Below are 14092 nucleotides of genomic sequence, written 5' to 3' on the forward strand. Positions count from 1 at the left end.
ACCGGTCGCCTCAGAATTTACCGCATCAGCAGGTAAATAGAAGTATTGCCGCGCTTAATATTCAACGCCAGCACTGATGGTTTACTGTCAAAAACTTTGCGCAGCTCGCCGAGGTTATGCACCGGCTGCTGGTTAACGCCAAGGATGATATCGCCCTTTTGCAGGCCAATACCGGCAGCAGCAGAATTGGGTTTAACGTTGTCGATCTTAACACCCAACACGCCTTTTTCATCGTAATTACCCAGCTCTGCACCTTCGATGCCTTTGAAAATATTGCCCGAGGCGATCTTAGCCTGGGAGCTCTGCTGCAATGTCACATCCACCGTCATCGGCTTCCCGTCACGCAGCAGTCCCAGCGCAAGTTTAGTTCCTACAGGCAGCGTCCCTATTTCAGCGCGCAGTGAGGCAAAGCTGGAAATTTGCTTACCGTTGATTGAAACGATCACATCACCGGCTTTAATCCCTGCTTTTGCCGCCGAGGTGTCAGGAAGAACCTGGCTGACAAAGGCACCACGCTGGGCGTTTACCTTCATCGCCTTGGCCAGATCAGACGTTAACTCAGTACCCATAATGCCAAGCTCACCGCGCTTAACTTCACCATACTTGATCATTTGCGCGGTCAGGTTTGTCACCATATTGCTTGGGATGGCAAAGCCAATACCAATGTTACCGCCATCAGGTGCCAGAATAGCGGTATTAATCCCGATCAATTCGCCGTTAAGGTTAACCAGCGCACCGCCGGAATTGCCGCGGTTGATCGCCGCATCGGTCTGAATAAAGTTCTCATAATTTTCAACATTCAGGCCGCTACGACCCAGTGCGGAAACAATGCCGGACGTCACCGTCTCGCCAAGGCCGTAAGGGTTGCCGATAGCCACAGCATAATCACCTACACGCAAATTATCTGAATTCGCGATCTTAATCGCAGTCAGGTTTTTGAAATCTTTCAGTTGCAGCAAAGCGATATCAGTTTGTGGATCTTTTCCGATCACCTTAGCTTCATATCTGTGACCGTCGCTGGTCTGAACGTGTATTTTAGTAGCGTTAGCAATCACATGATTGTTCGTCACCACATAGCCTTTATCAGCATTGATTATCACGCCGGAACCCAATGCGCGGAATTTTTCCTGTTGCGTCCCCCCCCCACTATTCTCGCCCTGGCACATTGGGGAACTCTGGAAAGGCGAGCCATCAACACAGAAAGGCGAATTGTCGCCGAAAAACTGCTGGAATTGTTGAGGCAGACGCGGCGTTTGTACCGTCGTACTCCCCTCAACGCTGATACTCACGACTGAGGGCATAATTCTTTGCAGCATCGGTGCCAGGCTGGGCAGTTGCTGGCTGGAGGAAGAGGCCGTTTCGGCGGCGGATGCGCTTAGCGGACTCATCGCCATAAACAGGCTCAAAGCCAGAGCGCTGCAAACTAACGCGTTCTTTTTCATTCGTCTTTATCTCTTACTGTGTCTGATAGCAAGACCATTTTGCTGGCCGTGAAGGTGAACGTTAATTTTTATCCTTTAGAATATGTTTAACTATTTAATAAAAGTAAAAATTTATATTTTAAATTTACAAACCCCTTCATCGCTACCTCCATTATTCCACCGCCATCAGTCGGCGATATTCATCCCAGGCGTAAAGATCTGTCATGCCACTGATATAATCCTGAATCAGACGCGCACGATAATAATATTCCCACAGGGGGAAATCATCGGCCAGCGGACTGAGCTTCGCCACCGCTTCACTGTAGGCCAGGCGAAAGCGCGTTGATAGCTTATGATAAAGGCGAGTTTCAATCGGATAATTTTTTAACACATCGTTTTCAACCAGCTCGGTAAACTCAATGTGCGTTAACCTTAACAATGGACTGTAGATATCCAGTAGCCCCCTGATAACCCTGTAACCCTGTAACTCTAACTGTTCAACGTCCGGATGATTAAATACGTGGCGAATAGCAACCTTTTTAAATATACCCAGCAGCAGGCTGTGGGGACTCTCATCCTCCAGCAGAGCCTGATTTAAATTACCGTGATAGATTGCCTCAAGGTTAGCGATGAAACAACCGGCGGCCTGGGGCACCAGGCAGGCAACGGTGTTGACCCGTAAATACATAAAGAACTGATCTTCACTGCTGCGACTCAGGTGATTTGCTTTGGATTTAGCCTGTGCATTATTAACGACTAAATCAAACAGGTCGCCTTTTTGATGCCGAGGCCAGAGTTGATGAAGATACTGATAGAGCTGCTCGACGGTAAAGATATTTTTTTCTACCGCATCTTCGAGATCGGCAACGCAATAAGAGATATCATCCGCTGCCTCCATAATATAGGTTAACGGGAAGCGGCTATATTTTTCCAGCTCAAGCGCATTACGCAGATGAGAAATGCACTCTTCTTCCGCCAGATAATACCCGGGCTTTTTCATCAAATAGCTGTGGCTGGCAGGCAGATCGCCGCGATACCAGGCCGGGCGGGTATATTTAAAAATGCAGCCAACCTGCGCCCATGTCAGATTCATTTTCATCAGGGTATGCACCAGGCGAATGGCCTGAGCATTACCTTCAAAAAAACTCAAATCCTGACGAATCTTTGCACGGAGATCGTTCAGGCCATCTTCTTGATAACGCAGAATGACTACTTTGCAGGGATCTTCAGCAATCAGCCCTTCCGGCCAGCGATGGGCAAGCTGCTCCCGAAACCAGTCATTGATGGCGGACTCTCCGAAATGGCCGAACGGTGGATTGCCGATATCGTGCATCAGACAGGCCATCTCAACCACGCTTTCAAAAGGACCTGTCAGCGTTTCCAGCCCGAATTTTTCCAGCCCCTGCTGCTCTTTTAGTCGGGTGAGGATTTCTTTAGCGATGTAGCGCCCCACCTGCTGCACTTCCAGCGAATGAGTCAGACGGGACCGCACCGCTGCATTCCGCTCAAGCGGAAAAACCTGAGTTTTCTGCTGTAAGCGACGTATTGCAGCAGAATTGATTATTCTTCCGCGATCGCTTTCAAAAATGCGTAAAATTTCATGTTCATCTTTAACGACCCGGACTGTCCGGTAACGGCGCAGATAGCTGATTTTTTTCCTGAAATCGATCCCGCTCATTTTAGGCTCCTTAGTCTGCGCATATCTGACTCAGCATGCTGCCTGAAGAGCATGCTGCCATTTCAGGCTGTGTCCTGTCACCAGCTACTGATAAACTATGTGGCGAATCCCTAAGAAATTTATGAAATCGAGAGAGTAACGCTATGAAAGCAGGCATTATTGGCGCAATGGAACAAGAGGTTACCCTGCTGCGCGAGAAGATCGAAAACCGCAAGACCTTAGCACTGGCCGGTTGCGAAATTTATACCGGCATGCTCAATGGCGTTGAAGTTGCCTTGCTTAAATCTGGTATCGGAAAAGTCTCCGCCGCACTCGGCACCACCTTGTTACTGGAGCTGTGCAAACCGGACCTGATTATCAACACAGGCTCAGCCGGTGGACTGGCACCATCATTGAACGTCGGCGATATTGTCGTCTCTGAGGAAGTACGCTATCACGATGCCGACGTCACGGCCTTCGGTTATCAACCCGGCCAAATGGCAGGCTGCCCAGCGGCATTTAACGCTGATGAGAAGCTGATCGTTGCTGCCGAACACTGCATCGCACAGCTGTCGCTACATGCTGTACGCGGTCTGGTCGTCAGCGGCGATGTGTTCATCAACGGTGCCGAGCCGCTGACGCGTATTCGTTCGACCTTCCCCAAGGCTATTGCCGTTGAAATGGAGTCGGCCGCAATTGGCCACGTCTGCTATCAATTTGGCATACCTTTCGTCGTCATCCGCGCCATTTCGGATGTGGCTGACCGTGAGTCTCGTCTGAGTTTTGACGAATTTCTGGTGACCGCTGCCAAACAATCTTCTCTGATGGTAGAAACCCTGCTGACCCATCTCAGCCGTGGTTAAATTACCCGGCGTGTTTTTCGCCTGTACGGGTCTGATTATGCTGGCCCTGGCGATACCCGGACAGAGCGCACCGCGGGTCATAACGCTGGCCCCGGCGCTAACATAACTGGCTTTCGCCGCCGGAATTACCCCGATAGGCTTCAGCAGCTATTCTGATTTTCCAGCCGCCGCCACTAAAATTGAGCACGTCGCTAGCTGGCAGGGTATTAACGTCGAGCGCATTCTCACGCTGAAACCCGATATCGTGCTGGCATGGCGTGGTGGTAATCCGCAGCGTCAGATCAATCTGCTGGAAAAACTGGGGGTCAAGGTGATATGGCTGCAACCGGAAACGTTGCAGGAAGTTGTTCAGAGTGTGCGCAACCTGGCGCATTGGAGTGTCCCGATCCGGCACGGGCATACCGGGAAGCCAGTCGACTGAACGCGCAGCTCAGCGAATTAACACGACGCTATGCTAACCCGATGCATCGATAGGTTTTTCTGCAATTCGGTCTGCGTCCGATGTTCACCACTGCTGGCAATACCATACAAAATCAAGTGGTTTAGCTTTGCGGCGACGATAATATCTTTGCTAAAAGTCCGACACCCTGGCCACAGGTTAGCCGTGAACAAGTGCTAACACGTCATCCAGAGCTGATCATTGCTGTCGGCGATGATCAGCTTATGTCGTCAATTCGGGCCTTCTGGTCTCACCAATTGACAGTGCCAATCATCACTATCCATGACGACTGGTTTAGCCGCGCTGGCCCGCGCATTCTGCTGGCTGCGCAATCGCTATGTCAGCGGCTACAATCTATCGCGCCGCACAATAACAACAAAAAACAGCCGGCGCTGATTAAAGCATACCAACAAATCGCCGATAGATAAGAGTAAGACGGCCGGGATAGTTATTGCGCTGTTTATTGCATCCTTAGAGTTTTTCGACACCAGGACCTAAAACGAGAGCGGCTGAGCACAATAAAAGAGGTGAGATGTTAACGCCCGAGGATTGCTCAGGCGTTCTTAATCAGATGCTAAAAGAGGATCCACATCCGCAGGTACTTTTTGCATTTGGATTGGTCACAATAAAACGTGAACCTTCCAGACCTTCCGTGTAATCGACCGAGCCACCAACCAGATATTGCAGGCTCATAGGGTCAACCACCAGCGCTACACCCGCTTTTTCAATGGTCATATCGCCGTCGTTAATTTGGTCGTCAAAGGTAAAACCATACTGGAATCCACTGCATCCACCGCCGGTGATATAAACCCGCAGTTTTAGCTCAGGGTTCTCTTCGTCAGCAATCAGGTTTTTCACTTTCTTTGCGGCTGCTTCGGTAAATTGCAGGGGCAGCGCGAGATCGTCACTCATATCTTACTCCATTCTACTGCAGGCCGCAGCGCGACCATCATCGAATTATTATCCGCTACCCACCCCTTGCTGGCAAGTTTGATTATTGACCAGAATGAGCAGCCTGTGCGGTGCTCTCCGGCTTTGGCTGCCTTGCAAGCGTACGAGCCAACAGTGTCGAATAGAGCGGCTGACCGCCGCAGAACTGTGCCACCAGCGTTGCGCCAAAGCAGGTAATAATCATCGGAAGAATAAGCTGATAGTTATCGCTCATTTCCAGTACCAGAACGATACCCGTTAGCGGCGCACGCACCGATGCGGCGAACAATGCCCCCATGCCGGCAATGGCAAACGTACCGGGATCAAGTGACCAGCTTTGTAATAGCGCGCTGCAGGCCATACCAAATGCAGTACCGCCTAACGTTCCGAGCGCCAGCATCGGCGCAAAAATACCGCCGGGAGCGCCGGAGCAAAAGCACAGCAGCGTGGTTACCACACGAGAAATAAAAATAAACATCAGGGTCCCGAGAGCATAATGACCTGCCGCGGCCATCGGTATCAGATTAAAACCACCACCAGCAGCCTCAGGTTCGATCATCCCCAGCAGGCCACAAAGCCCTCCCAGTAATGCTCCGGCTAATAACGTATAGCGCATCCCGCGACTGTGAAAAGCGAGAAAGCGATCTTGCATCCAACAGACCATCTTATTGAAACCGGCACCAACGGCACCAAACAACAGTCCCAGCAGCAGATAAAGCCAGAGTGATTTGATTGTAGCTTCACCCAGACGTCCCATTGCGATTACCGCCCCGGCACCGTTGAAAAGCCGGTAGACAATACAAGACATGACCACGCCAAGAAATACAGCCTTGATCGAGATCAGGCTGTAACGAAACTGCAAGCGCATTTCTTCGATAATAAATAAAATGCCCGCAAGCGGCGCATTAAACGCCGCTGACAAGCCCGCGGCAGCCCCCGTTGCCAGCAGCGTATGGCGCGTTTCCGGGTGTTTGATACGAAATATATCGACCACCATACGGCCAAGATTACCGCCCATCTGAACCGTTGGCCCTTCCCGTCCCAGCACCATACCAGCACCGAGTGTACCTAAACCGCCGATGAATTTAACCGGAATAACCCGCCACCAGCGTACTGGTCGCAGCTCCTCCAGCGCGCCTTCAATCTCCGGAATACCCGACCCTGCGGCCTCCGGAGCAAACCGACGTACCAGCCAGTAACCGATCATCGCCAAAAGCGCGGAGATAATAACGACCAGTGAAGCACTGAGTAGATACCAATACCCGCGGTGGGATACTATCCCCAGTCGCCACGCGATGATCGCATTAACCGCTTTTTCAAAGCCTACGCCGAGTAGGCCAGCTAAAATACCGACCAGCGCCGCTAACATCAGTATTTTTATCGGCGTATGGTCTCGGCGCAGTACCAGACGAAGGAAATCTGTACGACGTAGCGCATTGACCTTCTGATCTTCAGGTGATTTTGTATTGCTGTTCATCGTTGTCACGGCTCGCAATCGAAATCCCTCCGACTCGTAGTCAGCGTGAATTTCTGCTCATATTAACTGTAAATCAACATCGTCATCTCGGTATACCGGCCACCAGTATTCTGTCAGATCGCCGTGCGGGCTGCCTCCAGCTGATGGTTAAACAATGTTCTGATTTCAGCGGTTTTGCGTCACACTGCTCCACCATGTCTTCCAGCAGTGATCGTGTTAGTACCGGTTCGAAATTAGCCAGCTGGCGTGAAAGTAAGGCTCAACCCGAGTCGCTGGTTATTCATTTTTCAACTGACTGAGATCCTGTTTCCATTGTCAGCGCCAGGTGCAATAGTACTTGCAACTCTGTCCACAGTTATATTTTCTGCAGCGCAATGCGGCGGTCGTCAGAATATCCGATCTGACCAGTACTGGTACTCAGCAGCCACAGGATATAGCCCTGCTGGTTGCCGACACTCACGACCGGCGTGAAAATGTCAGTACCTATAACCCGCTTTTATAGCGTCGGATGCCGCCAGTCATTATGCAGCTTTAGATGATCGGACAAAACCGTCAACCGCTGCCATTTTCGACCGCTTCCATCGGCCGTTTAAGCCCTGTTGATGTGCTGCCATTCAACCCATGCACCTCATTAACACGCAGTGCCGCAAACAAGGCAATTTCTTCTGATCAACCGACGCCAGTCGATGGTGCATCATCAGGTCAATCCGCACGATCCTCTTATGATTGTCTATTATGAAAATAGTCTGATACAGGCCGGTATCTCACTACGACTCAGCCTTCACCAGCCATGTCATGGCAGGTTAAATTGAAATACAACTATTGCTTATCTGTTGACCTATCCTGTCTGCAGCCCTGCATCGTCAGGCCTGTCGTTAAACGTCGTGTAAAGCCATCCGGCTATATCAGATGACATTATTGTCATTTATCTAACAGATCCCTGTCGAGACGCCCCGGATAGAATGATGCCCTTTTTCTCCGAAAGTGAATCATTATGAAATTATCACGCCCAAAGCCTCTGATTATTATCAGCCTGATATTGGCAGCTTTTCTTCTCTATTTTTTTATTTTTCGTCACAGCAATAATGCCGCGCCTGCAAATAAAACAGCGGCACCGCTCGTCAGCCTGACCCAAGTGAAGAGCGTGTCGGTTCCCCTTATATTTTCCACACAAGGGCATGTCGTCACGCTAAATCAGGCAGACATTCAGCCGCAGGTCGACGGAACGGTGAAGTCAGTGGCATTTAAAGAGGGCGATTTTGTTAAACAAGGGCAGCTATTGTTTACCTTGAACGACAGTACTCAGCAGGCATCATTGCGACACGCGAATGCAACTTTTGCTGAATCCCACGCATTACTGGTTAAAGCTCAGCAGGATCTCGCCCGAGGCCGTGACCTGAAAGCACGTCATTATATTTCGGCTTCTGACTGGGATACGTTAAAAAGTGCAGTACAGCAATATAGTGCGCAAAGTAATGCCGCAGAGCAGGATATCCGCACTGCCGCGGTGCAGCTTGGCTATACGCGTATTTATGCGCCGGTATCCGGGAAAACGGGGGCGTTAAACGTACATACCGGAAGTCTGGTGCAGCCCGGAAGTAGCCTTCCTATGGTGACCATTAACCAATTCGATCCCATTGGTGTCTCGTTTACATTGCCGGAAGCTGATCTGAATGCCGTACTCTCTGCGCAATCAAAAGATCCGGTAAAAGTATGGGTAAAAAATGCCCGTGGAGAGGCGGTCGCGGGGGATTTGAATTTTATCAATAACGCCGTCAGCACCAATACCGGCACAATCTCCTTCAAGGCGCAATTCTCAAATTCCAACAATTTACTGTGGCCTGGAACCTATAAGGTCGTCCATATTGATGCGGGTTCACAAAATGCCGTCGTGCTTCCTCCCCAGGCTGTACAAAACGGTCCTCAGGGGCAATTTGTTTATCTGGTCGATAGTGCGGATAAGGCATTCACGCGCCCCGTCAAACTGTTGCGCATACAGCAGGGAATGGCAATCGTCCAGGGTGTGACAGTAGGAGAGAACGTGGTCGTGGAAGGTGGTAATAACCTCTGGCCAGGAATGAGCGTTAAGGTCGTGGGGAAAGCGATGACCGTGGGGCAAAATTAATGAAATTTGCTGAACGCTGCCTTTCGCGCCCGATTGCCGTCATATTGCTGTGGCTGACGGTGATTGTTACCGGTGCAATCTGCTGGACAAAACTGCCCGTAGCGGCGCTGCCATCGTTTGACATGCCTGTTATCCAGGTTGATGCGTTATTGTCTGGCGCCAGCCCGCAAACCATGGCATCGTCGGTGGCGACGCCGCTGGAGAAAAACCTGTCAACAGTGCCAGGGCTATCGATGATGACCTCTGCAAGTGAGCAGGGCGAAATGAGCATCGTGCTTCAATTTGATTCATCGGTAAATATTGACTCTGCTGCCGTAGACGTGCAGTCGGCGCTCTATCAGTCGATGAAACAGCTGCCGTCGCAGATGACGACCCCCCCTTCGTTTCGTAAGATCAATCCCGCCGACGCACCTATTGCCGCAATCGCTATCGATTCACCATCAATGACGCTCCCCAACCTTGACCGTTTTGTCGATACCCTGATTTCGCCAGCGCTGTCGACCGTTCCAGGCGTGGCGGAAGTGACGGTGATTGGCGAAAAACGTTATGCCGTACGGGTGGAAGTTGATCCGAACAAGCTGGCCGCAGCGGGCCTCACGCTCACCGATGTGCAAGCAGCACTGAAAGCGGCCAACTCCAACTCGCCAATCGGCGAGCTGGACGGCCAGCGACAGATGATTATGCTACAAACGAGCGGCGATCTGAGGAATGCGGCCGATTTCGCCAAGGTGATTATTGCCACCCGTAATGGACATCCGATTCACTTATCTGATATCGCCAACGTACAGGACAGCATCGAAAATACACTTAGCCACAGCTCAGTGAACGGTCATACAGCTATTGTGTTGAGTATTAACCGCCAACCAGGCGCAAACATTGTTTCCACGATTGACGCCATTAAGCAGCTGCTGCCCAAACTGCAGGCGCAGATGCCCTCCTCGGTCAGAATGCGGCTCCTTAATGACCGCTCGGTGTCGATTCGCCAGGCGATACATGACGTCAATATCACACTGGTGCTGACCATTGGGCTGGTCATCATGGTTATCATGCTGTTCCTGCGACACTTCCGTGCCACGCTTATCCCGGCGTTGAGCGTTCCGGTATCACTGCTAGGGGCATTCGCGCTGATGTATGTACTGGGCATGAGCCTTGATAACATCTCGCTGATGGGTCTGACAATTGCCGTTGGTCTGGTGGTGGATGATGCCATTGTGGTGCTGGAAAATATTATGCGTTATCGGGAGCAAGGGGAGACGAGCTGGCGCGCCGCCCTACTGGGCGTGCGTGAGGTGGCTTTCACTGTCATGTCGATATCGTTGTCGCTGGTAGCGGTGTTTATTCCTATCTTCTTTATGCCCGGAACCTTAGGCTTGTTATTTCATGAGTTTGCCTGGGTAGTTTCACTGGCGATTGTCGTTTCAGCAGCAGCATCGCTGACGCTGATCCCGCTGCTGGTGCCGATGCTGATTAAAAAGAAGCCTACGCAAGTGCAAGAGCCGGCCTGGAGTAAGGCTTTCGAACGCGGCTTTGCCGCAATGCTGCGCAGCTATACCCGGGCGCTGTACTGGGCAGTAGAACATAAATTGTGGGTGATACTGGCAGCACTGACCACAGTGATCCTGACTACTGTGCTATATATCACTGCGCCAAAGGGATTTTTTCCGCAAGAAGATCTTGGTCTGCTGACGGTCAATATTGATACGCCGCAGGATATGTCCTATGCAGCAAGAGTGGTGGTAGCGGAGCGTTTGGGCAAAACGCTGCTTGCTGACCCGGCAGTCAGTACGGTGCTGTCGAAGGTCGATCACGACACCACACAGCTAATGTTAACGCTGAAAGATCAGTCTCAGCGCCCACCGATGGCGAAGGTCATTACGAGAATGCGCGCCGAAACCAATTACATGCCAGGAATAACGCCGTTCTTCAGCGCAGTACAGAATCTGAAGATAGGTGGCCGCGCAGCAAAAAGCACCTATCAATACACGCTGCAGTCGGTCAATAGCAGCAACGGACTATCGTTAAATAACTGGGCAAACACGTTGATGGCCGGAATGAAAAAAACCGGCGTATTTGTTGGCGTTAACAGTGATGCGCAACTTGACGGTTTACAGGCGAATCTACGTATCGATCGTAACAAAGCCTCGCTGATGGGAGTCGATATTAATCAGATCCGCAGTAATCTGTATGCCGCCTTTGGTACGCAGCAGGTGTCAACGATTTATGCGCCGGAAGACAGCTATGAGGTGATCATGCAGCTCAGTAAAGCATTCCGGCAAAACGAGAGCGATTTGTCGAACATCTATGTGCGATCGTCGTCTAACCAGCTATTGCCGATAACCACCTTTACTCACATCACGCGCAGTCTGGGGGTTACGGCGGTAAATCATCAGGGGCAACTTCCGGCAATTACGGTATCTTTTGATCTGGCACCGGGTAAATCGCTGTCTGACGCCACGCGCGCCATTAGCCAGGTGCAGAAAGAGATCAAGATGCCGAATTCCGTGTTTGGTAGCTATGCCGGGCAGGCTGCGCTGTATCAGCAATCCCAGACCAGCCAGATCTGGCTGATTGTGATGGCATTGGCCGTTATCTATGTGATTCTGGGTGTGCTGTATGAGAGCTGGGTCCATCCGCTTACGATCCTGCTCGGTTTACCATCCGCTGCTGTCGGCGCACTGCTGGCGCTACGGTTGCTACATCTCGATCTGACCTTTATCGCCATGATTGGCATTCTGCTACTGATAGGTATCGTGAAAAAGAATGCCATAATGATGATTGACTTCGCCCTTGTTGCTCAGCGCACTCAAGGATTATCGCCACATGACGCGATAATTCAGGCCTGTATTCTGCGTTTCCGGCCAATAATGATGACGACGATGTGTGCCATGATGGGGGCGTTACCGATTGCATTTGGCTGGGGAGCCGGGTCTGCACTACGTCAGCCGATGGGCGTTACAGTGGTTGGCGGATTAGTATTCTCACAGCTTGTGACCCTGTTTATTACCCCGGTATTATATCTGTTATTCGATCGTAGCGCAGGCAAGCAAACGCCGCTTTGTGAGCGGGTGGAGGCATAATGAGGTTACTGCTGGTCGAAGACCAAACGATGGCCGCTGACTATATTGCCAAAGGGCTAAAAGAGAACGATTTTGTCGTAGATGTCGCCAATGATGGCGTTGACGGTCTGCATTATATGCTGACTAATGAATACGATTTGGCGATCCTCGACGTGATGCTACCAGGGATGAACGGCTGGAAAATCCTCGAACTGGCGCGGCAGGCCGATAAGCTGACGCCGGTCATGTTTCTGACCGCACGCGACGATGTTGACGATCGGGTGCGGGGCCTGGAACTCGGCGCGGAGGATTACCTGATTAAACCGTTCTCCTTCAGTGAGCTACTGGCGCGCGTGCGGGTGATTATGCGCAGGCAGTCGGTAGCGACTTCCCCTGCGGAGGAGTCAGTCATGCAGATAAGCGATTTGCAACTTGATTTCCTTAAGCACCGCGTATCACGGAGCGGCAAACGGATTGAGCTGACCCAAAAAGAGTTTCTGTTGCTCAGCCTGCTCATGCGCCGCCGCGGTGAAGTGTTGTCACGAACGGTACTGGCGGAGCAGGTATGGGATATGAATTTCGATCCGGAGACAAATGTTATTGACGTTGCGATCCGCCGCTTACGCAGCAAAATTGACGATGGCTATGAGCTAAAGTTGCTACATACACTGCGCGGCGCGGGTTATGTGCTGGAAGAGCGAAACAATGCTGCTTCCACGTAATTACCCCATTACTTTACGATTAACGCTCTACTTTTCCATCGCTATGGGGCTGGTACTGTACAGTGTTTCCGGCCTACTTTATTCCACTATGCGTAGCCAGCTCACCCAGAAGGACGAGGACGAGCTGCGCAGTACGCTGCATTTCCAACAGGAAATTGCGACCACGATCAGCGAGCGGCAGGGTTCAAAAGATCTCTGGCAACAGGAGTTGTTTGAGTCCGTGGCACGGCAGGAGCGACTGTCTCTACGCATTATCAGCGCGGATGGTAAAGTATGGGCACAGTCGCAAAATATGCGGGTGCCACGGAAGGACTTCCCTGCACCCTCAAAAGCATTTAATTATACTTCATGGCGTTACCGTAATCATGATATCAGGGAGAAGTACCTGATAGCCTCCACCAGTTTTACGCTTAAAGACAATCATCAGTGGCTGGTACAAGCTGCACTTAATGTTTCACAAAACAATCAGATAATTGAAGATTACTGGGGACGGATGCAGGGCGCCGTCGCGCTGGCTATTGTACTGTTTGCTGCTATTGGCTACTGGCTTGCCAGACGGGGGCTATCGCCACTGCGTACCATGAGTCACGAAATCGCCCATATTCATGCTGAAGATTTGCATACCCGGCTATCCTCCCAGGCGTGGCCCTCGGAGCTCAACACTCTCTCTACTTCATTCGATGGAATGATGATGCGGCTGGAGGCATCCTTTACCCGGCTCAACCGCTTTTCCTCAGATATTGCTCATGAGCTACGCGGACCGATCAATAACCTTGTCTCTGCTGCCAGTGTGACGCAGAGCAAAGCCCGTAGCCCGCAGGAATATAACGAAACCCTGGCCGCGATTGTTGAGGAAGGAGAACACCTGTCGCGGATGATCTCCTCCATGCTGTTTCTGGCGCGTGCTGACAACAGTCGTGAGCCGCTGCATCTTGAGCAACTCAACAGTGTAACGGAGTTTACCCGGTTGGTGAATTTTTATGACGTGCTGGCAGAAGAGAAGCAAATTATCCTGAACAGCGAAGGTGATGTGACATTTTTCGCCGATCCAATTCACTTACAACGAGCACTTTCTAATCTGTTGTCTAACGCGTTACGCCATACTGCCGTTGGGGGCTGTATTACGCTCAGTGCAATACAGAAAGATAACGAGGTATTGCTCAGCGTGAAGGATAACGGCGAAGGGATTAGCAACGAGCACTTGCCGCATATTTTTGACCGTTTCTACAGGGGAGATGATGCCCGCAGCAAGGCTGAAAATACCGGTCTGGGGCTATCGCTGGTAAAAACTATCGCAGAAATGCACGGCGGTAAAATCATCGTTACCAGTGAAGAAAGCAAAGGTAGTTGTTTTACACTGGTATTGCCACAGAACACATTAAGATGACAGGATTGTCATGCG

Annotated in this window: 10 protein-coding genes and 1 pseudogene; 7 read left to right on the forward strand and 4 right to left on the reverse strand. The window is 51.0% G+C overall.

The window, feature by feature from the left end; translation table 11 throughout:
* Window positions 1-17: 17 nt before the first annotated feature.
* Both degP and dgt read right to left on the reverse strand, forming a co-directional pair.
* Window positions 18-1442 carry a serine endoprotease DegP gene (degP, locus tag BM191_RS06250; protein ID WP_092876265.1) on the reverse strand — a complete coding sequence of 475 codons (1425 nt, stop codon included), beginning with the start codon at window positions 1440-1442 and terminating at the stop codon, window positions 18-20.
* Window positions 1443-1593: 151 nt separating this feature from the next.
* On the reverse strand, window positions 1594-3099 hold the full coding sequence (gene dgt, locus BM191_RS06255) for a dGTPase (protein ID WP_092876268.1): 1506 nt from the start codon (window positions 3097-3099) through the stop codon (window positions 1594-1596).
* A gap of 143 nt (window positions 3100-3242) precedes the next feature.
* On the opposite strand from dgt, the gene mtnN reads away from it, so the two are divergent.
* Entirely contained in the window at window positions 3243-3941 is a 699-nt protein-coding gene (mtnN, locus tag BM191_RS06260) for a 5'-methylthioadenosine/S-adenosylhomocysteine nucleosidase (RefSeq protein ID WP_092876270.1), read from the forward strand.
* Between the two features lie 37 nt (window positions 3942-3978).
* Window positions 3979-4808, forward strand: a pseudogene (gene btuF / locus BM191_RS06265) (vitamin B12 ABC transporter substrate-binding protein BtuF).
* A gap of 139 nt (window positions 4809-4947) precedes the next feature.
* Here btuF and erpA read toward each other — a convergent pair.
* Together erpA and clcA are read right to left on the reverse strand one after the other, a co-directional pair.
* Complete coding sequence (gene erpA, locus BM191_RS06270; protein WP_092876273.1) at window positions 4948-5292, reverse strand: iron-sulfur cluster insertion protein ErpA; 345 nt, start codon at window positions 5290-5292, stop codon at window positions 4948-4950.
* 82 nt (window positions 5293-5374) lie between these two features.
* Window positions 5375-6787: a H(+)/Cl(-) exchange transporter ClcA gene (gene clcA / locus BM191_RS06275; RefSeq protein WP_092876275.1), complete on the reverse strand. Its 1413-nt coding sequence runs from the start codon at window positions 6785-6787 to the stop codon at window positions 5375-5377.
* A gap of 337 nt (window positions 6788-7124) precedes the next feature.
* On the opposite strand from clcA, the gene BM191_RS16765 reads away from it, so the two are divergent.
* The 5 genes from BM191_RS16765 to BM191_RS06300 all read left to right on the forward strand — a co-directional run bounded on the left by BM191_RS16765 (window position 7125) and on the right by BM191_RS06300 (window position 14077).
* The gene (locus BM191_RS16765) at window positions 7125-7289 is read left to right on the forward strand and encodes a hypothetical protein (protein WP_177203301.1); all 165 of its coding nucleotides are present in this window, start codon (window positions 7125-7127) and stop codon (window positions 7287-7289) included.
* Window positions 7290-7781: 492 nt separating this feature from the next.
* The gene (locus BM191_RS06285; protein ID WP_092876277.1) at window positions 7782-8912 is read left to right on the forward strand and encodes an efflux RND transporter periplasmic adaptor subunit; all 1131 of its coding nucleotides are present in this window, start codon (window positions 7782-7784) and stop codon (window positions 8910-8912) included.
* Window positions 8912-11989: an efflux RND transporter permease subunit gene (locus BM191_RS06290; RefSeq protein ID WP_092876279.1), complete on the forward strand. Its 3078-nt coding sequence runs from the start codon at window positions 8912-8914 to the stop codon at window positions 11987-11989. Before BM191_RS06285 ends, BM191_RS06290 begins: the two co-directional genes overlap by 1 nt.
* Window positions 11989-12690 carry a heavy metal response regulator transcription factor gene (locus tag BM191_RS06295; RefSeq protein ID WP_092876281.1) on the forward strand — a complete coding sequence of 234 codons (702 nt, stop codon included), beginning with the start codon at window positions 11989-11991 and terminating at the stop codon, window positions 12688-12690. The genes BM191_RS06290 and BM191_RS06295 overlap by 1 nt, the downstream gene beginning before the upstream one ends.
* Window positions 12674-14077: a heavy metal sensor histidine kinase gene (locus tag BM191_RS06300; RefSeq protein ID WP_092876283.1), complete on the forward strand. Its 1404-nt coding sequence runs from the start codon at window positions 12674-12676 to the stop codon at window positions 14075-14077. Before BM191_RS06295 ends, BM191_RS06300 begins: the two co-directional genes overlap by 17 nt.
* Window positions 14078-14092 lie beyond the last annotated feature (15 nt).

The sequence above is a fragment of the Izhakiella capsodis genome (assembly GCF_900115045.1).
In the GTDB taxonomy this organism is placed as follows: domain Bacteria; phylum Pseudomonadota; class Gammaproteobacteria; order Enterobacterales; family Enterobacteriaceae; genus Izhakiella; species Izhakiella capsodis.

Bases quoted from the DNA above. Each gene is read 5' to 3' on its own strand.
- BM191_RS06300 (WP_092876283.1), top strand. From the start codon at position 12,674: ATGCTGCTTCCACGTAATTACCCCATTACTTTACGATTAACGCTCTAC.
- erpA (WP_092876273.1), bottom strand. From the start codon at position 5,292: ATGAGTGACGATCTCGCGCTGCCCCTGCAATTTACCGAAGCAGCCGCA.
- BM191_RS06290 (WP_092876279.1), top strand. From the start codon at position 8,912: ATGAAATTTGCTGAACGCTGCCTTTCGCGCCCGATTGCCGTCATATTG.
- BM191_RS06285 (WP_092876277.1), top strand. From the start codon at position 7,782: ATGAAATTATCACGCCCAAAGCCTCTGATTATTATCAGCCTGATATTG.
- degP (WP_092876265.1), bottom strand. From the start codon at position 1,442: ATGAAAAAGAACGCGTTAGTTTGCAGCGCTCTGGCTTTGAGCCTGTTT.
- dgt (WP_092876268.1), bottom strand. From the start codon at position 3,099: ATGAGCGGGATCGATTTCAGGAAAAAAATCAGCTATCTGCGCCGTTAC.
- clcA (WP_092876275.1), bottom strand. From the start codon at position 6,787: ATGAACAGCAATACAAAATCACCTGAAGATCAGAAGGTCAATGCGCTA.
- BM191_RS06295 (WP_092876281.1), top strand. From the start codon at position 11,989: ATGAGGTTACTGCTGGTCGAAGACCAAACGATGGCCGCTGACTATATT.
- mtnN (WP_092876270.1), top strand. From the start codon at position 3,243: ATGAAAGCAGGCATTATTGGCGCAATGGAACAAGAGGTTACCCTGCTG.